The organism is Kineococcus vitellinus (assembly GCF_009906315.1).
Classification (GTDB): Bacteria; Actinomycetota; Actinomycetes; order Actinomycetales; family Kineococcaceae; genus Kineococcus; species Kineococcus vitellinus.
In genome coordinates this window covers 1-19,855 of record NZ_JAAALL010000053.1, presented here as the reverse complement: position 1 = coordinate 19,855, position 19,855 = coordinate 1, and the positions used below count along the sequence as shown (strand labels likewise).

20 protein-coding genes are annotated in these 19,855 nt (G+C 75.1%); 10 read left to right on the top strand and 10 right to left on the bottom strand.

Annotation, left to right across the window (positions count from 1 at the left end; genetic code table 11):
• The 3 genes from GTQ99_RS07180 to rsrA form a co-directional block, all read left to right on the top strand.
• The coding region (locus GTQ99_RS07180) for an SOS response-associated peptidase (protein WP_166615056.1) at positions 1–464 on the top strand (464 nt) is incomplete at its 5' end.
• Positions 465–542: 78 nt separating this feature from the next.
• Positions 543–1,322 carry a sigma-70 family RNA polymerase sigma factor gene (locus tag GTQ99_RS07175; protein WP_420814521.1) on the top strand — a complete coding sequence of 260 codons (780 nt, stop codon included), beginning with the start codon at positions 543–545 and terminating at the stop codon, positions 1,320–1,322.
• On the top strand, positions 1,319–1,573 hold the full coding sequence (gene rsrA / locus GTQ99_RS07170; RefSeq protein ID WP_166615054.1) for a mycothiol system anti-sigma-R factor: 255 nt from the start codon (positions 1,319–1,321) through the stop codon (positions 1,571–1,573). The genes GTQ99_RS07175 and rsrA overlap by 4 nt, the downstream gene beginning before the upstream one ends.
• Before the next feature lie 100 nt (positions 1,574–1,673).
• Here the strand turns inward: rsrA and GTQ99_RS27480 are convergent, their stop codons facing one another.
• Positions 1,674–1,748 (bottom strand): 50S ribosomal protein bL37, encoded by a 75-nt coding sequence (locus tag GTQ99_RS27480; RefSeq protein WP_155859599.1) that lies wholly within the window; start codon positions 1,746–1,748, stop codon positions 1,674–1,676.
• Positions 1,749–1,871: 123 nt separating this feature from the next.
• On the opposite strand from GTQ99_RS27480, the gene GTQ99_RS07165 reads away from it, so the two are divergent.
• The gene (locus GTQ99_RS07165; protein WP_205706964.1) at positions 1,872–3,041 is read left to right on the top strand and encodes a PilT/PilU family type 4a pilus ATPase; all 1,170 of its coding nucleotides are present in this window, start codon (positions 1,872–1,874) and stop codon (positions 3,039–3,041) included.
• Positions 3,042–3,072: 31 nt separating this feature from the next.
• Here the strand turns inward: GTQ99_RS07165 and GTQ99_RS07160 are convergent, their stop codons facing one another.
• Positions 3,073–3,225: a hypothetical protein gene (locus tag GTQ99_RS07160; protein WP_166615053.1), complete on the bottom strand. Its 153-nt coding sequence runs from the start codon at positions 3,223–3,225 to the stop codon at positions 3,073–3,075.
• Between the two features lie 101 nt (positions 3,226–3,326).
• On the opposite strand from GTQ99_RS07160, the gene GTQ99_RS07155 reads away from it, so the two are divergent.
• Both GTQ99_RS07155 and GTQ99_RS07150 read left to right on the top strand, forming a co-directional pair.
• On the top strand, positions 3,327–4,340 hold the full coding sequence (locus GTQ99_RS07155; RefSeq protein ID WP_338074785.1) for a GlxA family transcriptional regulator: 1,014 nt from the start codon (positions 3,327–3,329) through the stop codon (positions 4,338–4,340).
• On the top strand, positions 4,337–5,239 hold the full coding sequence (locus tag GTQ99_RS07150; RefSeq protein ID WP_205706963.1) for a YhjD/YihY/BrkB family envelope integrity protein: 903 nt from the start codon (positions 4,337–4,339) through the stop codon (positions 5,237–5,239). The genes GTQ99_RS07155 and GTQ99_RS07150 overlap by 4 nt, the downstream gene beginning before the upstream one ends.
• A gap of 21 nt (positions 5,240–5,260) precedes the next feature.
• Here the strand turns inward: GTQ99_RS07150 and GTQ99_RS07145 are convergent, their stop codons facing one another.
• Entirely contained in the window at positions 5,261–7,390 is a 2,130-nt protein-coding gene (locus tag GTQ99_RS07145) for a Cache 3/Cache 2 fusion domain-containing protein (protein WP_166615051.1), read from the bottom strand.
• A gap of 106 nt (positions 7,391–7,496) precedes the next feature.
• A complete protein-coding gene (locus GTQ99_RS07140) occupies positions 7,497–8,003 on the bottom strand; it encodes a DinB family protein (RefSeq protein ID WP_166615050.1) in 507 nt (168 codons plus the stop codon).
• An 80-nt stretch (positions 8,004–8,083) separates the two neighbouring features.
• Here GTQ99_RS07140 and GTQ99_RS07135 point away from each other — a divergent pair, with 80 nt between their 5' ends.
• From GTQ99_RS07135 to GTQ99_RS26690, 3 genes are read left to right on the top strand one after another with little or no spacing between them, the layout of a single operon-like run.
• On the top strand, positions 8,084–8,470 hold the full coding sequence (locus tag GTQ99_RS07135) for a VOC family protein (RefSeq protein ID WP_166615049.1): 387 nt from the start codon (positions 8,084–8,086) through the stop codon (positions 8,468–8,470).
• 21 nt (positions 8,471–8,491) lie between these two features.
• A complete protein-coding gene (locus GTQ99_RS07130) occupies positions 8,492–9,298 on the top strand; it encodes an MOSC domain-containing protein (protein ID WP_166615048.1) in 807 nt (268 codons plus the stop codon).
• Entirely contained in the window at positions 9,288–10,256 is a 969-nt protein-coding gene (locus tag GTQ99_RS26690; RefSeq protein ID WP_166615047.1) for a 2Fe-2S iron-sulfur cluster-binding protein, read from the top strand. Before GTQ99_RS07130 ends, GTQ99_RS26690 begins: the two co-directional genes overlap by 11 nt.
• A gap of 30 nt (positions 10,257–10,286) precedes the next feature.
• Here GTQ99_RS26690 and GTQ99_RS07120 read toward each other — a convergent pair whose 3' ends face one another.
• The 4 genes from GTQ99_RS07120 to GTQ99_RS07105 form a co-directional block, all read right to left on the bottom strand.
• Positions 10,287–11,099 carry an amino acid ABC transporter ATP-binding protein gene (locus tag GTQ99_RS07120; protein WP_338074784.1) on the bottom strand — a complete coding sequence of 271 codons (813 nt, stop codon included), beginning with the start codon at positions 11,097–11,099 and terminating at the stop codon, positions 10,287–10,289.
• Complete coding sequence (locus GTQ99_RS07115; protein ID WP_338074783.1) at positions 11,096–12,079, bottom strand: amino acid ABC transporter permease; 984 nt, start codon at positions 12,077–12,079, stop codon at positions 11,096–11,098. Before GTQ99_RS07115 ends, GTQ99_RS07120 begins: the two co-directional genes overlap by 4 nt.
• Positions 12,076–13,029: a transporter substrate-binding domain-containing protein gene (locus GTQ99_RS07110; RefSeq protein ID WP_166615046.1), complete on the bottom strand. Its 954-nt coding sequence runs from the start codon at positions 13,027–13,029 to the stop codon at positions 12,076–12,078. Before GTQ99_RS07110 ends, GTQ99_RS07115 begins: the two co-directional genes overlap by 4 nt.
• 101 nt (positions 13,030–13,130) lie before the next feature.
• Entirely contained in the window at positions 13,131–14,876 is a 1,746-nt protein-coding gene (locus GTQ99_RS07105; RefSeq protein ID WP_166615045.1) for a DUF7800 domain-containing protein, read from the bottom strand.
• A 45-nt stretch (positions 14,877–14,921) separates the two neighbouring features.
• On the opposite strand from GTQ99_RS07105, the gene GTQ99_RS07100 reads away from it, so the two are divergent.
• Positions 14,922–15,662 carry an AAA family ATPase gene (locus tag GTQ99_RS07100; protein ID WP_338074782.1) on the top strand — a complete coding sequence of 247 codons (741 nt, stop codon included), beginning with the start codon at positions 14,922–14,924 and terminating at the stop codon, positions 15,660–15,662.
• Between the two features lie 7 nt (positions 15,663–15,669).
• Here the strand turns inward: GTQ99_RS07100 and GTQ99_RS07095 are convergent, their stop codons facing one another.
• Both GTQ99_RS07095 and GTQ99_RS07090 read right to left on the bottom strand, forming a co-directional pair.
• On the bottom strand, positions 15,670–16,272 hold the full coding sequence (locus tag GTQ99_RS07095) for a GDSL-type esterase/lipase family protein (RefSeq protein WP_166615043.1): 603 nt from the start codon (positions 16,270–16,272) through the stop codon (positions 15,670–15,672).
• Between the two features lie 160 nt (positions 16,273–16,432).
• Positions 16,433–19,855, bottom strand: a 3,423-nt coding sequence (locus GTQ99_RS07090) for a multifunctional oxoglutarate decarboxylase/oxoglutarate dehydrogenase thiamine pyrophosphate-binding subunit/dihydrolipoyllysine-residue succinyltransferase subunit (protein WP_166615042.1), incomplete at its 5' end; no start/stop codon positions are given.

Sequence of the window (19,855 nt, the reverse complement as noted above, 5' to 3'; positions counted from 1 at the left end):
GGACGGGGGGCGGCAGGGCGGGCCGCGGGGGCGCCGCGCGCAAGCAGCCGTTCGCGGTCGGCGCCGCCGACGGCTCGGTGCTGTCGCTGGCGGGGGTCTACGAGTTCTGGAAGGACGCCACCCGGGCCGAGGACGACCCCGCGCGCTGGCTGGTGAGCTTCGCCGTGGTCACCACGGCCGCCGAGCCGGGCCTGGACCGCCTGCACGAGCGGATGCCGCTGGTGGTGCCCCGGGACCTGCGCGACGCGTGGCTGGACCCCTCCCTGGACGAGGCCGACGACGTGCGGGCGCTCCTCGGCGCCGTGCCGCGCGACCTCTTCCTCGGCGGGGCGCTGGAGGCCCACCCCGTCTCGCGCGAGGTCGGCGACGTGCGCAACCACCGCCCCGACCTGCTGGAGCCGGTGCCGCCCTCGGAGCTGGAGGGCGTGGTCGACCTGCGCACCGGAGAGCTGCTGGGGGCCTAGCGGCGGGCCCGGCCGCGGGCCCGGCGGCAGGGCGGCGGGCGGTGGAATGGCGACCGGCGGGGTGGCGTTCTGGTGGTCATGCTCCTCGCTCACGCACCCGGTGCGGGTACCGAGCCGCGACGCGCGGCGGGCGCCCGCCGCTCCGTCGGGCCGCCCGGTCGCCGCGACGACCGCAGGTCCCCGCGGGGACGCGCTGCGAGCGCCGATCCCGCGCAGGGCCTAGGCTCGAGCGCGATGACCGAACAGACGCAGCGGGCCCCCTCGGAGGAGAGCGCCGACGAACGCGCGGCGCGCTTCGAGCGCGACGCCCTGCCGTTCCTCGACCAGCTCTACTCGGCGGCCCTGCGCATGACGCGCAACCCCTCCGACGCGGAGGACCTCGTCCAGGACGCCTTCGCCAAGGCGTACGCGGCGTTCCACCAGTACGCCCCGGGCACGAACCTCAAGGCGTGGCTGTACCGCATCCTGACGAACACGTACATCAACACCTACCGCAAGAAGCAGCGCGAGCCCCAGCAGTCGCACTCGGACGAGATCGAGGACTGGCAGCTGGCGCGCGCGGAGTCGCACTCCTCCCAGGGCCTGCGCTCGGCGGAGACCGAGGCGCTGGAGCACCTGCCGGACTCCGACGTCAAGCGGGCCCTGCAGCAGGTGCCGGAGGACTTCCGGATGGCGGTGTACCTCGCGGACGTCGAGGGCTTCGCCTACAAGGAGATCGCCGAGATCATGGGCACCCCCATCGGGACGGTCATGTCCCGCCTGCACCGGGGGCGCCGGCAGCTCCGCGAGCTCCTGCGCGACTACGCCGTCGACCGCGGCGTGTCCGGTGCCGTGCGCGAGACGGAGGGGGCGTCGTGAGCGGGTCCGACGAGCAGTGCCGCGAGGTGCTCGAGCGTGCGTTCGAGTACCTCGACGGGGAGATGGCCGAGCTGGACTGCGCCAAGCTGCAGGCCCACCTCGAGGAGTGCGCGAGCTGCCTGGCGCAGCTGGCCGAGGACGAGAAGCTCAAGCGGGCCATCCGCGACGGCTGCCCGTGCGAGTCCGCGCCCGAGCAGCTGCGCGCACGCATCCTCGTGCAGATCACCGAGGTCAGCGTCAGCGCCGGCTGACCCCTGCGCCGCCGACGGCCGGCACCGACCGGTGGGCGGCGACGGCGAAGGCCCCGGACCTGCGTGGTCCGGGGCCTTCGTCGTCCTGCGCGCTGCGCGTTCAGGCGTTGGGGCGGTTGCCGTGGTTGGCGGCGCTGCCCTTGCGCGAACGGCGCTTGCGGCCTCGCTTGCTCATGCGCTGCTCCTGTCTGCTCGTGCGGTGCCCTCGGCGCTCGCGCTCCGGGCCGTGCTCGCCGTCCATGCTCCCACGGGGTGAGGGGTGCTCAAGGTCGAGGGGGCGCACCCCGATGCCGCAGGGGTGACGATCACCGAGGGTGGCCAGCTGCGGGGGCACGGGTCGGCGCCGGGCCCCGCGCCGGGGGCCGAGGGGCGCCGCGCGGCGCCGGTCGAGCCGCTCATCACCCCGTACCTGCGCGCGCTCGTGGACCTGCGCGGCTCCGACCTGCACTGCAAGGCGGGCTCGCCGCCGCGCATCCGCATCGACGGGCGGCTGCGCTCGCTGCAGGCGCCGGCGCTCACCGCGGACGTCACCGAGCGCATGCTCGAGGAGATCATCCGCGCGGACCTCGTCGAGGAGTTCGCCCGCACCCACGAGGCCGACTTCGCCTACAGCCTGCCCGGCGGCGCCGGGCGCTTCCGCGTCAACGCCTTCCGCCAGCGCGGCTCGGTCGGCATGGTCCTGCGCCGCGTCGCCGCGCAGGCGGTGCCGCTGGCCGGCCTCGGCGTGCCGCCGGTCATCGAGGCGCTGGCGCTGGAGCACCGCGGCCTGCTGCTGGTCACCGGCCCCACCGGCTCGGGCAAGACGACCACGCTGGCCGGGATGATCGACCACATCAACACCGTGCGCGAGAGCCACATCGTCACCATCGAGGACCCCATCGAGGTCCTGCACACCGACAACCGCTCGATGATCAGCCAGCGCGAGGTGCGGCTGGACACCGCCGACTTCACGACGGCGCTGCGCGCGGCGATGCGCCAGGACCCCGACGTCATCCTCGTCGGCGAGATGCGCGACCAGGAGACGGTGAAGGCGGCCCTGTCGGCGGCCGAGACGGGTCACTTCGTGATGTCGACGCTGCACACCATCGACGCCGCGGAGACGATCTCGCGCATCATCGACTTCTTCCCCCCGCACGAGCAGAAGCAGGTCCGCCTCGCGCTGGCCGGTTCCCTGCGCGGCATCGTCTGCCAGCGCCTGGTGCCCCGCGCCGACGGCCAGGGCCGGTGCGTGGTCATGGAGATCTGCGTCAACACCGGCCGGGTCGCCGACGCCATCGCCGACCCGGACAAGACCAACCACATCACCGACCTCATCCGCGAGGGCGGCTACTACCAGATGCAGACGTTCGACCAGCACCTCGTGGCGCTGGTGCGCGACGGGGTCGTGACGCTGGAGGACGCGCAGCAGGCGGCCTCCAGCCCGCACGACCTGGCCGTGGAGCTGCGCCGGCTCGGCCTGGTCGTCTGAGCCCCGCCCGCCGGCGCCGCGGGCGCGGGCCTCACCGGCGGTCGGCGCCGTGCGGGAAGTCGGTGAAGCGGGGGTCGTCCCAGCCCCCCGAGGCGCGGGTGTCGGCACCCCACCGCCACGCGGTGAGGGCCAGGAGCAGGAGCGCTGCGAGCACGGCGAGCGCTCCGAGGTCCGTCGAGGTCATGCGGCCAGCGTGCTCGCCCCCGGGCGCGCCGCCGAGTGGCAGCTCTGCCGATGTTCGTCCAGATCCTGCCAACTGCGCGCGGTGCTGGCAGACTGCGCCGCGTGAGCAGGCAGAGCGCCCCCGGGCGGTTGCGCGACGTGGCGGTGGTGGTCGGCGACGCCTTCTCCGCCTTCGAGTTCTCGGTGGCGTGCGAGGTCTTCGGCATCGACCGCCGCGAGGAGGGGGTGCCGCGCTTCGACTTCGCCGTCTGCACCGAGCACGCCGGCCCGGTGCGCACCCAGCAGGGCTTCAGCCTGACCGCCGACCACCGCTTCGACCGCCTCGAGAGCGCGGACCTGGTGATCGTCACGCCGAGCAGGCTCAACCTCGGCCCCTCGAGCCCCGAGCTGACCGAGCGGCTGCACGCCGCGCTGGAGCGGGGCGCGACCGTGGCCAGCTTCTGCAGCGCCGCCTTCACCCTGGCCCACGCCGGCCTGCTCGACGGCCACCGGGCGACGACGCACTACAAGCACGCCGCCGAGCTGGCCCGCCGCTTCCCGCTCGTGCAGGTCGTCCCCGACGTCCTGTACGTCGAGGACGGCCAGCTGGCCACCAGCGCCGGGACGGCCGCCGGCATCGACCTCTCGCTGCACCTGGTCCGCCGCCACCACGGCAGCGCCGTCGCCACCGCCATCGCCCGCCGCATGGTCGTCCCGCCGCACCGCGACGGCGGGCAGGCGCAGTACGTCGAGGCGCCCGTGCGCCCGTGCGCGGACGAGTCCCTGCAGCGCGCGCTGGAGTGGGCCTCGGCCCACCTGGACTCCGACGTGGACGTCAGCGCGTGGGCCCGCCAGGCGGCGATGTCCGCGCGCACCTTCGCGCGCCGCTTCCGCGCCGAGACGGGCGTCACCCCGCACCGGTGGCTGCTGGAGCAGCGCGTGGCCGCCGCCCGCCTGCTGCTGGAGGAGGGCGACGAGAGCGTCGACGAGGTGGCCCGCCGCTGCGGCTTCGGCTCGGCGGCGACGCTGCGCCAGCACTTCCTGCGCCTGGTGGGCACCACGCCGACGAGCTACCGCCGCGCGTACCGGGGAGCCCGGGCGCCCGAAGCGGTGCGGCTGGTGCCGGCCGGCGCGTGAGCTCCTCCGACCTGCGCCGCGCCGTCCGCGACAGCCCCCGCGTGCGCTGGCTGCGCGCCCTCTTCGGCGACGTGCGCACCCGGCTGGCCGGCCACGACCTCTCCCTCGTCTCCGCGGGGGTGACGTTCTACGCCGCCATCGCGCTCGTGCCCTCCCTCGTGGTGGCCGTGCGCCTGCTGACGCTGCTCGTGGGGCGCGAGCGCGTCGTCGCCCTCGGCGAGGCCGTCGGCAGCGCCCTGCCCTCGGCGCAGGGGGCGGGCGCGGTCGTGCACGGCCTCGTCGCCACCGCCACGGAGGTCAGCTGGGTGGCCGTCCTCATCGCGCTGGTGCCCGCCACGGTCTACGGGGAGGGGCTGCGCCGCGGCTTCGCCCGCGTCAGCGTGCGCGCCCCGGCGGCGACGCCGCCGGCCGTGCGGGGGCGCACCGGGGCCTGGAAGGTGCGCCTGCGCGCGCTGCCGCTGCTGCTGCTGGCACCGGTGGGCTTCCTGGCGGTGCTGGAGGTCGCGCCCTACCTGGCCCGCTCCTTCGGCAGCGGCGAGGTGACCGACTCCGCGCTGGCCGTCTACGTCGCGCTCAACGTCGACTGGCTCGTCGTGAGCCCGGTGCTCGTCTACGTGTACCGGGTCCTGGGCCCGGTGCGGCCGGGCTGGAAGGCGGCGCTGTGGGGCGGCTACGCCACCGGCGCCTTCGTCTCGGGCTTCCTGCAGGGCTTCGTGCTCTTCCTGGCGATCCCGGTCGACCTCGGGGCGCCGTTCGGCGGCTACACCCAGGTCGGCGGTGCCGTCGCCGCGTGCCTGTGGCTGTGGGTGTTCACCGCGCTGACGGTCTACGGCTACGCCGTCACCCTGGAGCTGCAGCGCCGCTTCGTCCCCTCCCGCCACCAGCGCGTCAGCCCCTGACCCCCGGGCGCCGGGGCCCGCTCAGCGCAGGGTGAACTGGCGGACCTCGGCGTCCAGCGCGCCGGCGACCTGGGCGAGCTCGCCGACGGAGCTGCGCACCGCGCCGACCTCCGCCGTCGTGCCCTCGACGGCGCCGGCGGTGCCGGCCAGGGAGGTGGCGATGCCCGAGGAGCGGCCGGCGGCGGTGTGCAGCGTGCCGCTCACCGAGGTGGTGGTGGCCAGCTGCTCGGCCACGGCGGCGGCGATGGTGGACTGCAGCTCGTCGATGGCGGCGATCGTCTCCGAGATGCGGGCGATGTCGGCGCGCACGGCGGCCGCCTCGGACTGCACGGCCGTCAGCGTCGGGGCGATCTCCTCGGTGGCCTGCGCCGTCTGGCGCGCGAGCTCCTTGACCTCCTCGGCGACGACCGCGAACCCGGCGCCGGCCTCCCCGGCGCGGGCGGCCTCGATGGTCGCGTTGAGCGCCAGCAGGTTGGTCTGGGCGGCGATCGCGGTGATGGTGCGCAGCACGTCGGCGATCTGCCGCGAGCTGTCGCCGAGGCGCTCGACGGTGCCGCTGGCGGTCTGCGCCAGCTGCACGGCCTCCGCGGCCACGTGGGTCACGCTGCTGGTCGTCGCGGACACCTCGTCGGCGGCGACGCGCAGCTGCTCGACGGCGTCGGAGACCTCGTGCACGCCCTCGGAGACCGAGGTGGCGTCACCGGTGATCTGGGCGATCTCGGTGGCGGTGCTGTCGGCGGCGCCGGAGAGGCGGTCGCTGGCGCTGGTGAGGGCGCCGGCGGCCCCGGTGACGCGGGCGGCGCCGTTGCTCATCGCGGTCACGGCCTCGCGCACGGCGGCGGTGGCCTCGTCGAGGGCGCGGCCCATGGCGCCCAGCTCGTCGTCGCCGTGCTGCTCGCCGGGAGCCAGGACGGTGGCCGACAGGTCGCGGGCGGCGACGCGGCGCAGCACCGCGGTGAGCCGGCCGATGCGGCGCACCAGGGAGCGGGCGAGGAAGGCGATGACGCCGGCCATGGCGAGCGCGACGACGGCGCCGAGGACGACGGTGTTGCGCACCAGGCTCGCCCCGGCCTCGGCGACGTGGTCGGAGACGGCGGCGGTCTCGGCCTGCGGCAGCCAGCTGGTGACGACCCAGCCGTAGGCGGGGTAGCGCGTGATGCCGACGGTGTAGCGCCCGGAGCCCAGCTCCACGGTGCGCGTGGTGAACCCGCCGGGCTCCAGGCCGGCCGCGGCCTCCAGCAGCGCCGGGACGTAGGCCTCGCCGTGCGCGTCCTGCGCCTCGGCCATGGCCTCGCCGTCGGTGCCGCCGTCGGGGGCGACGACGGCGGTGCCCTCGGAGCCGGCGGCGCTGGAGAAGACGGCCAGGTAGCCGTCCTCGCCGACGGTGGACCCGGCCAGCGCCGTGCGCAGCGGCGCGGTGACGTCGGCCTGCGGCAGCCCCACGAAGACGGCGCCGACGACCTCGTCCCCGGCCTTCAGCGGGGCGTAGACGGTGGCGTACGGCTGGTCGGCGACGGTCGCGGTGCCGTGGTAGGTCTCCCCGGCCAGCAGGGTCTTCACGACGGCGTTCGGCGTGCCGTCGGCGCCGGTGGCGGGGATGAAGGTGCCGATGTTGCGCGCGCCGCTGGCGCCCACGACGGTGGTGGCGACCCGCAGCATGCTGCCGTCGGGCATCTTCTGGAAGACGGTGGTGGCCGCCCCGGTCAGCTGCGCGGCCTCGTCGATGCCGGGCACGACGGCCGCGGGGTCGCCCTGCTGGCCGAGCCAGGTGTCGCCGAACCGCAGCCGCGGCAGCGTCAGGGTGCTCTTGTCCTTGGTCACCTGGTTGGTGGCGCTCCACGTCACCGGCTGGGTGGCGTCCTGGCCGAGCGCGCCGAACCGGGAGAGCCGGTCGCTCGTCACGCGCAGGTCGGAGTCGAGCATGGCCTGCACGGCGGCGGCCTGGGTGCTCACGGTCGTCTGGACCTGGGCGCCGGTGTCGGCGAGGGTCCGCTCGGACATGGCGCGCACGTTCGCGGCGGTGTCGTCGGTGAGGTCGCCGACCTGCCAGGCGCTCAGCGCGCTGAGCAGGCCCGCCGTGACGACGACGGCGCCGACACCGGGCAGCAGCAGCTGCGAGCGCAGCGTGCGGGGACGCAGGGAGGTGGCCACGGTGCTCCATCGGCCACCGGGGCGCGCGACTTCAGCTCCCGCGGCGAACTCGCGGGAGCTGGTGCCGCCGGGGCCCGGGCGGGCACCGGGCGGGCGCCGCGGGTCCTCAGCCGGCCGGCGGGTGGTCCCCGGTGCGGCCGTCGACGAGCTCGCGCAGCACGTCCAGGCGGCCGGCGTGGCGGGCGGTCTCCTCGATCGCGTGCAGCAGCGCCCAGCGCAGCGTCACGACCGTGCCGTCCGGGGTGGTGCCGCGCTCGGCGATCTTCAGCTCCCGGACGGCCTCGTCGGCGGCGGCGCGGGCCCGCGCGTAGTAGGCCAGGACGCCGTCGGTGCCCTCCCAGGGGTGGATGCGCCGGTCGGCCTGCGGGTCCTCCGCGAACGCCTCGGCGGGGATGTGCTCGCTGGGGCGGCCGAAGGTGGCGCAGAACCACGTGTACTCCGCGGACGCCAGCTGCTTGACGGTGCCCAGCAGGGTGGTGCCGGAACCCGTCAGGTGGCGGCGCAGCTGCTCGTCGTCGAGGTCCGCGAGCTTCCACAGCACCGCCTCGCGGTGGCGCTGCAGGCTCGCCACGAGGCTGGGCTTCTCACCGGCGGTGGGCGGGACGACCGTCATGGCCGGGAATCTACGATCACCGAGCGTGCGCGGCCAGTCCGGGGGGTGCGCGGCGGCGGGTCGCGCGCCACGCTGGTGCCGTGGACGCCCCCCGCCCCGCGGCGCGGCTGTCGGCGACGGTGCTCGACACCCCCGACCCGATCGCCCTCGCCGCCTTCTACCGCCACCTGCTCGGCTTCGAGACCGAGGAGGAGAGCCCGGACTGGGTCGAGCTGCGCGACCCGCGCGGGGGTGCCGGCCTGTCCTTCCAGCGCGAGGAGGAGCACGTGCGCCCGGTCTGGCCCGGGCGCCCCGGTGAGCAGCGCATGCAGACCCACCTCGACGTCGGCGTCGACGACCTGGAGGCCGCCGTCGCGCACGCCGTCGCCGGCGGGGCGGCCGTGGCCGCCTCCCAGCCGCAGGAGGGGGTGCGGGTGATGACCGACCCCGACGGGCACGTCTTCTGCCTGTACCTGCCCGGCTCGTGAGCCACGGGTAGCCTCCGGCGGGTGACCAGCTCGACCCCGCGGGTGGCGGGCCTGTTCCTGTACCCGGTCAAGGGCATGAGCCCGCAGCCGCTGGCCGAGGTGGCGCTGAGCGCCGGGCGGGCCTTCCCGCACGACCGGACGATCGCGCTGGCCCGCCCGGGCGGGCGCTACGCACCGGGGCTGGCGCACGGCATCTCCAAGCAGGAGTTCTTCGTCCTCGTCGCCGAGGCCCGGCTGGCGGCGCTGCGCACCTCCCACGACGCCGCCACCGACGTCCTGACGGTGCGGGTGCGCGAGCACGAGGTGCTCGTGGCCGACCTGTCGAGCGCGGCCGGCCGCGCCGACCTGCTGGCCTTCTACGCCCGCGTCCTGGACCTGCCGCCGGGCGTGGAACCGGTCCTCGCCCGCGACCCCGGGCGCCGCTTCACCGACACCGCGCACGCCTCCGACCGCGACATGGAGCTCGTCTCGCTGCTGAACCTGGCCTCCGTGCGCGACTTCGCCGGGCGGGTCGGCGCCGAGGTGGACCCGCTGCGCTTCCGCGCCAACGTGCACCTGGAGGGCCTGGAGCCCTTCGCCGAGAGCGAGCTGGTGGGGCGCGAGTTCACCCTGGGCGGGGTGCGGCTGCGGGGCGCGAAGCCGACGGTGCGCTGCGCGGCCACCGAGGTGCAGCCGGGCACCGGCCGGCGCGACCTGCCCGTGCCGCAGCTGCTGGCGCGCACCTACGGCCACGAGGTCATGGGCCTGTACGCCGAGGTGCTCGAGGGCGGCCCGCTGGCCGACGGCGCCCCGCTGGGCCTGCCGCGGGCGGTGGCCGGTGCCCGCTGAGCCGTCCGGGGACCTGCACCTGCTGGTCGCCGAGCGCGAGGAGCTCACCGCGGACGTCGTGCGCCTCGTGCTGCGCGACCCGGCCGGTGCGCCGCTGCCCGGCTACCGCGCGGGCGCGCACGTGAGCCTGACCACCCCCTCGGGGCAGCGCCGCAGCTACAGCCTCGTCGAGCCCGGTGCGCGGCGCCCGGAGCACTACGCGATCTGCGTGCGCCGCGACGCCGGGGGCCGCGGCGGGTCGGTGAGCCTGCACGACGACGTCGCGGTCGGCGACGTGCTGGCGGTGGGCGCCCCGGCCAACGGCTTCGCGCTGCGGCGGGCCGGGCGCTACCTGTTCATCGCCGGCGGCATCGGCATCACGCCGGTGCGGGCGATGGTGGCCGAGCTGCGCCAGCGGGCCGCCGCGGGCGCGGGCCCGCGCGTGGAGCTGCTGTACCTGACCCGCAATCGCGAGGAGACCGTCTTCCTCGACGAGTTCTCCGGCGCCGACGGCAGCCTCGTGCACCACTCGGCCGTCTCCGGCCGCCTGGACCTGTGGCCGTGGCTGGCCGAACCCGACGACGACGCCCGCGTCTACTGCTGCGGGCCGACGGCCCTGGTGGAGGAGGTGCTGGCGCTCACCGCGCACTGGCGGCCCAGCCGCGTGCACGTCGAGGACTTCGCCGGGGTCGACCCGCTGGGCGGGCGGCGCACCCCTTTCACGGCCGTGTGGGAGCCGACGGGGGCGCGGGTGGAGGTCGGCGCGGACTCCTCGCTGCTGTCGGCGCTGCGCCGGGCGGGCGTCGGGGTCGAGGCCTCCTGCGAGTCGGGCACCTGCGGCACGTGCCGGCTGCGGCTGCTGGCCGGGGACGCCGACCACCGCGACCTGGTCCTCACCGACGAGCAGCGGCGCACGCAGGTCATGGCCTGCGTCTCGCGCGCGGTGTCGGGGGAGCTGGTGCTGGCCCCGCCGCGGTGAGCCGGCGGGGCCGCACCCGGGCGGGTGCGCTCAGCCCGCCTCGCCCGCGCGCACGCGGGCCAGGAACGCGCGGGTGCGCTCCTCGCGGGGGTTCGCGACGACCTCCGCGGGGGTGCCGCGCTCGACGACGACGCCGCCGTCCATGAAGACGACCTGGTCGGCGACCTCGCGGGCGAAGGCCACCTCGTGGGTGACGACGACCATCGTCGTGCCGTCGTCGGCGAGCTCGCGCATCACCGACAGCACCTCGCCGACCAGCTCCGGGTCCAGCGCGCTCGTCGGCTCGTCGAAGAGCATGAGCTTGGGCTGCATCGCCAGCGCCCGCGCGATCGCCACCCGCTGCTGCTGGCCGCCGGACAGCTGCGCGGGGTAGTTGCCCGCGCGGTCGGCCAGCCCGACGCGCTCCAGCAGCGCGCGGGCGCGCTCGTGGGCCTGCGCCCGGGGCAGGCCGCGGACCCGGATCGGCGCCTCGACGACGTTCTCCAGCGCGGTCATGTGCGGGAAGAGGTTGAAGCGCTGGAAGACCATGCCGATGTCGCGGCGCTGGGCGGCGATCTGCTTGTCGGTCAGCCGGTGCAGCCGGCCCCCGCGCTCGGCCAGGCCCACGAGCTCGCCGTCGACCCAGATGCGGCCGCCGTCGATGCGCTCCAGGGAGTTGATGCAGCGCAGGAACGTCGTCTTGCCGGACCCGGAGGGGCCGAGCAGGCAGACGACCTCGCCGGCGGCCACGTCGAGGTCGATGCCCTTGAGCACCTCCACGTGCCCGAAGGCCTTGGTGACGTTGCGGGCCCTCACCACCGGGGTCGCCGGCGCGTCCGCGGGCGCGCCCGCCGGCGTGCTCACTTCGCACCCCCCGGGCCCAGGGAGACGCCCGCCGCCGCGGGACGGCGCGGCGAGGCGCCGTAGCCGCGGCCGAAGCGGCGCTCCAGGAAGTACTGCCCGACCATGAGCAGCGAGGTGGCGAGGAGGTAGTACAGGACCGCCGCCATGTTGGAGGCCATCACCTCGTAGGTCTGGTTCTTGATCTGCGACACCCGGTAGAACAGCTCGGTCGTCACCGGGATCGCCACGAGCAGCGAGGTGTCCTTGAGCATCGCGATCACCTCGTTGCCGGTCGGCGGCACGATGACGCGCATCGCCTGCGGCAGCACCACCCGGCGCATCGCCAGCCGCTTGGTCATCCCCAGCGCCTCGGCCGCCTCGTGCTGGCCCTTGTCCACGCTCAGCAGCCCGGCGCGGGCGATCTCGGCCATGTAGGCGGCCTCGGACAGCCCCAGGCCGACGATGCCGCCGAACACGCCGCCGAAGAGCGCGTACAGCGCCTGCTGGTCGATGCTCAGCAGCCGCAGCTGCGGCGTGCCGAACCACTGGGTGAGCAGGAAGTCGAACGGCACCCCGATCGAGAGCCCCGTGGCGAACAGCGCCCCGAGGCCACCGGTCAGCGACAGCAGCACGTAGCGCGGCACGGCGCGGAAGAACCAGGTGAACGCCCAGGACACCCCGGCCAGGACGGGGTTGTCCGACAGCCGCAGCACGGCCAGCAGCACCCCGCCGACGATGCCGATGGCCATGGCGCACACCGTCGTGAACAGCGTCCCCACCAGCAGCCCGCGCAGGACGATGTTCTGGTTCATCACCTCCAGGGTGAAGCCCCAGTCGAACTGGTCGTTGGTGACCAGCAGGTGCGCGAGCATGAGCGCGAGCACCGCGATGACGGCCACCGCGACCCAGCGCCACGGGTGGCGCACCTCGACGGCCTCGATCCGGCCGGGGCGCTCCGCGACCTCCCCGGCCGCCTCCCGCGGCGGCTGCGGACCGCTCACGAGAGCGCCGGGTTGACCGGGAACTCCGTGACCGCACCGTCCTCGGCGCCCCAGGTGGCCAGGGCCGCGGTGTAGGCGCCCTCGTCGGCGAGCTGCTGCAGCGCCTGCGAGATCGCCTCGGCCTCCTGCGCCTGCTCCTTGGGCACGACGATGCCGTACGGGGCGGCGTCGTAGATCTCCCCGGCCAGCTCCAGCGCGTCACCGGTCTGCTGGACGGCGTAGGCGGCGATGGGGGAGTCGGCGAGCATGGCGACCGCGCGGCCCTGGACGACGGCCGTGGTGGCGTCCTCCTGGCTGTCGAAGGCGAGCACCTCGATGGCGGGCTGGCCCGCGTCGGTGCAGGCCTGGATGCGCGCGGGCAGGTCGTCGTCGCTCTGGGTGGTGGCCGACTGCACGGCGACGGTCTTGCCGCAGGCGTTCTCCGGGTCGACGCCCTCGGGGTTGCCCTTCGCCACGACCCACTGGGTGCCGGCGTTGAAGTACTGGACCATGTTCACCTGGCCCAGGCGCTCGGCGTTGATGGTGAACGAGGAGATCGCCACGTCGTAGCGGTTGCCCGTCACGCCGGTGAGCAGCGTGTCGAAGCCGGCGTTGGAGTACTCCGCCCGGACCCCCAGCTTGGCGGCGACGGCGTCCATGACGTCGATGTCCATGCCCTTGACGGTGTCGCCCTCGAGGAACTCGTTGGGCGCGTACTCGGCGTTCGTGCCGACGCGCAGCACGCCGGAGTCGCGCACCGACTGCGGCAGCATCGCCGTCAGCGCGGGGTCCGCGCTGGTGGAGGCGGTGGGCGACGCGGAACCGCTCGCCGACGACGTCGCCGTCGAGGAGGCGCCACCGGACAGGGAGTCGGAACCGCAGCCGGCCAGGGCCAGACCGGTGGCGGCGAGGGCGCCGGCGGCGCTCAGGAACGAGCGGCGGGACGCGCGGCGGGTGGTACGAGAGAGCACGGGGAACCTCCGTCGGCGGGTGTCGAGCGTGCACAGTGTGGCCCACGCGGCGGCCGGGCTGTGCACCGTGCCCGGTCCCGATCCCGTTCGTGACGCAGTCGTCACACGACCGCGGCGCCCGTGCGGTCGCGCACCGGTGCCGCGGTGAGCGAGGAGGCCAGGGTCCGGCGCAGGGCGGGCGCCTGCCCGCGGGTGGTGGCGTGGTCCACCTCCAGGGCCGCGGTGCCGTCGGGCTGCAGCACGACCGTCATGACCCCGTTGTCGAACCACGGCCCGTGCTCCACCGCCCACGCCACGGCCGGCTCGCGCACCCCGGCCGCCAGCGCCAGGGCCCGCGTCAGCGCCCGCACCGGGCGGCTGTCGAGCACCCGGTTGGCGGCCTTCACCGCCCGCTGCAGCGGGTTGCGGAAGGGCGACATGACGAGCTGGTGCACGGCGGTGCGCGCCGGGTCGACCCCGGGCAGGCGCACCCGCGCGGTGTAGCTGCAGTGCACGTCGCCGGAGAGCAGCAGCACGCTGGCCGGCGCCTGCGGGGAGCGCCCGACCTCGCCGAGCAGTCCGACGAGGTCGCGGAAGGAGCGGTGGAAGGCCGCCCAGTGCTCCAGGTCGGCGGCCTGGCGCAGCCGCTCCGCCAGCCGGGCCGCCAGCGGTCCCCAGCGGCCGTCGGCCACCGCCTCGTCGAAGGCCTCGGCGTGGTGGATGCCGTGCAGCAGGAACGCCGGCAGCGTGGTGGCCAGCAGCAGGTGCCGCGCGGGCTCGGCGCGGTCGTCGCCGAGGGCCTGCGCGCGCACCCACGCCCACTCCCGCTCGTCGGTGATGCGCCGCCCGCCCGGCTCCAGGCGGCGCGCGCAGCGGGAGTCCACGGCCACCAGCCGGACGCCGCCCAGGTCGCGCGAGAAGCTCCAGCGGGCGCTGGTGGCGTCCTCGTCGGCGCGCTGGGCGAACGCGTCGAGGACGGCGTCGCGCTCGGCGTCGTCCTCGATCGCGCGCAGCCGCGCCAGCAGCGGGTCGGCGGCCAGCTCGTCGGGGGAGAGGTTGCCCAGGTGCTGGTAGACCCAGTAGCTGGCGAAGGCGCCGGCGACGCGGTCGCGCCACCACGGCCGGGCGCTGACCTGCTCGCGCCAGGCCTGCGAGGTGTTCCAGTCGTCGCGCAGGTCGTGGTCGTCGAGCAGCATGCAGGTGGGCACCGTCGACAGCAGCCAGCGGACCGCCTCGTGGCCCCACGTCTCGTGGTAGAGCCAGGTGTACTCCTCGAAGTCGCCGATCTCGTCGCGCACCTCCGGGGCCCCCTCGGCCCGGCCGTCGTTGCGCGCGCGCAGCCGCTCGACGATGCCGGGGTTGGGGTCGTCGGCGTAGACCTGGTCGCCGGCGAAGAGCATGAGGTCGGGCCAGGCCTGCTCGGGGTCGCCGTGGACCATCCGGTGCGCCAGCGCGCTCAGCGCGTCGACGCCGACGAGGGCCGTCGACTCGGCCCCGTCGTCGCCGGCGCGCCGGCAGGAGCCGAAGGCCAGCCGCAGCGGCTCCCCGTCGGCGGGGGTGCGGATCTCGCTGGCCGGCCAGCGCGAGCCCGCCCGCGGCCACAGCACCCGCTCCGCGCCGCTGCCGCCGGCGCCGCTGCCGGCGCGCACGGTGTACGGCAGCCGCCGGCCGCTGGGCAGCCCCTCCACGACGACGAGGGCGTAGTGGTGCCCGTGCAGGCCCAGGGTGCGCGAGCTGCCGCTGACGACCCCGCCGCCGGGCAGCCGGACGTCGACGTGCACCTCGCCGGGGGCGTCGAGCTCGACCCAGACGGTGGCGCGGGTGGCGTCGACGAAGCGCAGCAGGGGTCCGAGCAGCAGGGCGGGCACCGGGTCATGGTGGACCACGACGGCGCCCGCGGGAGCATCGGAGGCGTGCACCGACCCGTTCGCCGCCTGGAACGCCACCCGGACGCCGCGCTCGACCCCGCGGCGTGGCCGGACTCGATCCCCGCGGTGGCCCAGCTGCTCACCGACGGCCTGGACCTGCCGGCCGGGGTGACCTTCCTCGTCGGGGAGAACGGCACCGGCAAGTCCACGATCGTCGAGGCGGTCGCCGAGGCGCTGGGCCTGCACCCCGAGGGCGGCTCGGGCGCGCACCTGGCCGGGGCCGACCGCGGTCGCGGCGCCGACCGCTCGGGCCTGGCGGGGCGGCTGCGGGTGGTGCGCTCCGCGGGGCGGCGCCGCTCCGCGTTCTTCCTGCGCGCCGAGACCGCCCACCGCTTCTACACCTACCTGGAGGACGCGGGGAGCACGGGCGGGGAGCCGCCGCCGCACCCGCTGCACCGCCTCAGCCACGGCGAGGGGTTCACCGAGGTCCTGCTGCGCAGCCCGTGGGTGCGCGAGGCCTCGGTGCTGCTGCTCGACGAGCCGGAGTCGGCGCTCTCGTTCGGCAACCAGCTGCTGCTGGCCGCCGCGCTGGCCGCCGCGGCCGCCGAGGGCCGCCAGGTGCTGTGCGCGACGCACTCGCCGCTGCTGACGGCGCTGCCCGGCGCGCACGTGCTGCAGCTCGACGAGCGCGGCGTGCGCCCGGTGGACTGGGAGGACCTGGGGCTCGTGCGGGAGTGGCGCTCCTTCCTCGACGCCCCCGAGCGCTTCTGGCGCCGGGTGCTGTGAGGCGCGCTCAGGGCTGCGGGACGCCCAGCCAGTCGTACCAGCCGCTGTGCAGCACCAGCCAGGCCAGCAGCCCGTAGCCGGCCTGGCCGGGGTGCACGCCGTCGGAGGCCGCGAGGTCGGCGTACCAGTCCTCGTGCTCGGCCAGCGGGGAGAAGGTGTCCACGTAGGCGATGCGGCGGCGGGCGCACACGTCGGCGAAGGCGTCGGCGAGGTCGCCGATGCGCTCGTTGCGCTCGGGGTCGGACACCGGCGTGGGACCCACCACGAGGGTGGGCAGGCCGCGGGCCTCGCACTCGTCGAGGACGTTGGCGAGGTTGAGGCGGCTGCGCGCCAGCGTGGTGCCGGCGTCGAGGTCGGCGTGGCCCAGGCCCACGACGAGGCGGTGCTCGTCGCCGCCGCCGAAGCGGCGGGTGGTCTCCTCGCGCCAGCGGGCGTTGAGGTCCGTGGTGGTCTCGCCCGGCACGCCGAGGGGGAAGAGGGTGATGTCGCGGTCCTCGCGGGGGGTGCGCGCCGAGACGCGGCCCACCCAGCCCAGCGCCCGCGGGTCGCCGACGCCGGTGACGAACTCGTCGCCGACCAGGCACACCCGCACGTCGTAGCGGCCGTTCACTGCTGGTCCTCGCGCACGGGCGTGGTGCTCCTGTCATCGGTGGGGGAGTGCCCGAGCGAGGATAGTGCCCTCGGCTCCCGCCTCCTGCTCGTCGGGCACAGCGTACGACGGCGCCCCCGCCACCGGGCGGTGGCGGGGGCGCCGGGGGCGCGGTGCGTCGTCAGCGCGTGAAGGCCTCCTCGACGATCGCGCGCTGCTCGGCCTGGTGCCGCTTGGCCGACCCGGCGGCCGGGGAGGCCGAGGCCGGGCGGGAGACCAGGCGCAGCCGGCGCGGGCAGGTCTCGAAGAGCCCCATCGCCACGTGGGTCCAGCCGCCCTGGTTGGCCGGCTCCTCCTGCACCCACACCAGCTCGGCGTCGGGGTGGGCGCCCACGACCTCCAGGATCCGCTCCACCGGCAGCGGGGCCAGCTGCTCCACGCGCACGATCGCGGTCGAGGTGTCCCCGCGCGCGGTGCGCTCGGCGACGAGGTCCCAGTAGACCTTGCCGGAGCACAGCAGGACCCGGGTGACCGCGGAGGCGTCCAGGCCGGCGGTGTCGGCGACGACCTCCTCGAAGGTGCCGGCGGTGAAGTCCGCGACGTCGGACTGGGCGGCCTTCAGGCGCAGCATCGACTTCGGGGTGAAGACGATGAGCGGCTTGCGCGGGCGGGCGTAGGCCTGCCGGCGCAGCAGGTGGAAGTAGCTCGCCGGCGTCGAGGGCACCGCGACCGTCATGTTGTCCTCGGCGCACAGCTGCAGGAACCGCTCGATGCGCCCGGAGGAGTGGTCCGGGCCCTGGCCCTCGTAGCCGTGCGGCAGCAGCAGGACCACCGACGAGCGCTGGCCCCACTTCTGCTGGCCGGCGGCGATGAACTCGTCGATGACCGTCTGCGCGCCGTTGAAGAAGTCGCCGAACTGCGCCTCCCACAGCACCAGGGCGTCCGGGCGCTCCACCGAGTAGCCGTACTCGAAGCCCATGGCCGCGTACTCGCTGAGCAGCGAGTCGTAGATCCAGAACTTCGCCTGCTCGGCGCCCTCGCGGCCCAGGTGCAGCAGCGGGGTCCACTCCTCGCCGGTGGTGCGGTCGGTGAGCACGGCGTGGCGCGAGACGAACGTGCCGCGGCGGGAGTCCTGGCCCGCCAGCCGGATCGGGGTGCCCTCCATGAGCAGCGAGCCGAAGGCCAGCAGCTCGCCCCAGCCCCAGTCGATGCCGCCCTCGGTCGACATCTGCGCGCGCTTGTCGAGCAGCTGGCGCAGCTTGGGGTGCACCGTGAAGCCCTCCGGCGGGTTCGCCTGCACCCGGCCGATGTGCTCGAGCACGGCGGCGTCCACGGCCGTGGGCCGCTCGCCCTGCGGCGCCTGGTCGTCGGCCTCCTGGGCGGAGGGGCGCTCCAGGCCGCCGCGGCTGTCGCCGTCACCGGAGTCGGTGTGCCTGCCCGACTCCTTGGTCTCGGCGAAGGCGCGCTCCAGCTGGGCGGAGTAGTCGCGCAGCGCCTCCTCGGCGTCCTCCACCGAGATGTCGCCGCGGCCGATGAGCTGCTCGGTGTAGCTCTTGCGGACGCTGCGCTTCTTCTCGATGAGGTTGTACATCAGCGGCTGCGTCATCGACGGGTCGTCGCCCTCGTTGTGGCCGCGGCGGCGGTAGCAGACCATGTCGACGATGACGTCCTTGTCGAACGCCTGGCGGAACTCGAAGGCCAGCTGCGCGACGCGGACGCACGCCTCGGGGTCGTCGCCGTTCACGTGGAAGATCGGCGCCTGGATCATGCGGCCGACGTCGGTGGCGTACACCGACGAGCGCGCCGAGGCGGGGGCGGTGGTGAACCCGACCTGGTTGTTGATGACCACGTGGATCGTGCCGCCGGTGCGGTAGCCGCGCAGCTGCGACAGGTTCAGCGTCTCGGCGACCACGCCCTGGCCGGCGAACGCCGCGTCGCCGTGCAGCAGCACGGGCAGGACGGGGAAGGACTTGCCCGCCATGTTGATCCGGTCCTGCTTGGCGCGCGCGACGCCCTCCAGTACGGGGTCCACGGCCTCCAGGTGCGAGGGGTTGGCGGCGACGTAGACCTTCGTCCGCTCGCCGTCCTCGCCGGTGAAGGTGCCCTCGGTGCCCAGGTGGTACTTCACGTCGCCGGAGCCCTGCACGGTGCGCGGGTCCTGCACGCCCTCGAACTCGCGGAAGACCTGCGAGTAGCTCTTGCCGGCGATGTTGGTGAGGACGTTGAGGCGGCCGCGGTGGGCCATGCCCAGGCAGACCTCGTCGAGGCCGGTGGTGGCCGCTCGCGACAGCAGGGCGTCCAGCAGCGGGATGACGGACTCCCCGCCCTCCAGCGAGAAGCGCTTCTGCCCGACGTACTTGGTCTGCAGGAACGTCTCGAACGCCTCGGCGGCGTTGAGCCGGCGCAGGACGCGCAGCTGCTCGGCCGCGCTGGGCTTGGCGTAGGGGCGCTCCACCCGGTCCTGGATCCAGCGGCGCTGCTCGGGGTCCTGGATGTGCATGTACTCGATGCCGACGGTGCGGCAGTAGGAGTCGCGCAGCACGCCGAGGACGTCGCGCAGCTTCATGTGCGCCTTGCCGCCGAAGCCGCCGGTGGGGAACTCGCGGTCGAGGTCCCACAGCGTCAGGCCGTGCGACTCGACCTCGAGGTCGGGGTGCACCCGCTGGCGGTACTCCAGCGGGTCGGTGTCGGCCATGAGGTGCCCGCGCACCCGGTAGGCGTGGATGAGCTCGACGACGCGGGCGGTCTTGTTGATCTGGTCGTCGTGCGAGACCGAGATGTCCGCCGTCCAGCGGATCGGCTGGTACGGGATGTGCAGCGCCCGGAAGACGCGGTCGTAGAACCCGTCCTCGCCCAGCAGCTTGGTGTGCACGAGCCGCAGGAACTCGCCCGAGCCGGCGCCCTGGATGATGCGGTGGTCGTAGGTCGAGGTGAGCGTGATGACCTTGCTGACGGCCAGCCGGGTCAGCGTCTCCTCGCTGGCGCCCTGGTACTCCGCCGGGTACTCCATGGCGCCCACGCCGATGATCGCGCCCTGGCCCTTGACCAGCCGCGGCACCGAGTGCACGGTGCCGATCGTGCCGGGGTTGGTGAGGCTGATCGTGGTGCCGGCGAAGTCGTCGGCGCTCAGCTTGCCGCCGCGCGCGCGGCGCACGACGTCCTCGTAGGCGCTCCAGAACTCCGCGAAGTCCTTGGTCTCGCACTCCTTGACCGCCGGCACCATGAGCTGGCGGGAGCCGTCGGGCTTGGGCAGGTCGATGGCGATGCCCAGGTTGACGTGCGCCGGCTGCAGGACGGCGGGCTTGCCCTTGGCGTCGGTGGTGTAGGCCGCGTTCATCGACGGCATCTGCCCCAGCGCCTCGACGAGGGCGTAGCCGATGAGGTGCGTGAAGGAGACCTTGCCGCCGCGCGCCCGCTTGAGGTGGTTGTTGATGACGATGCGGTTGTCCACCAGCAGCTTCGCCGGGACCGCGCGCACGCTCGTCGCGGTGGGGACCTCGAGGGACTCCTCCATGTTCACCACCACGCGGGCGGCGGGCCCGCGCAGCGGCGAGAGCACGTCGGTGGCGGGCGTGGCGTCGGGGGCCTTCGCCGGCGGCGCCAC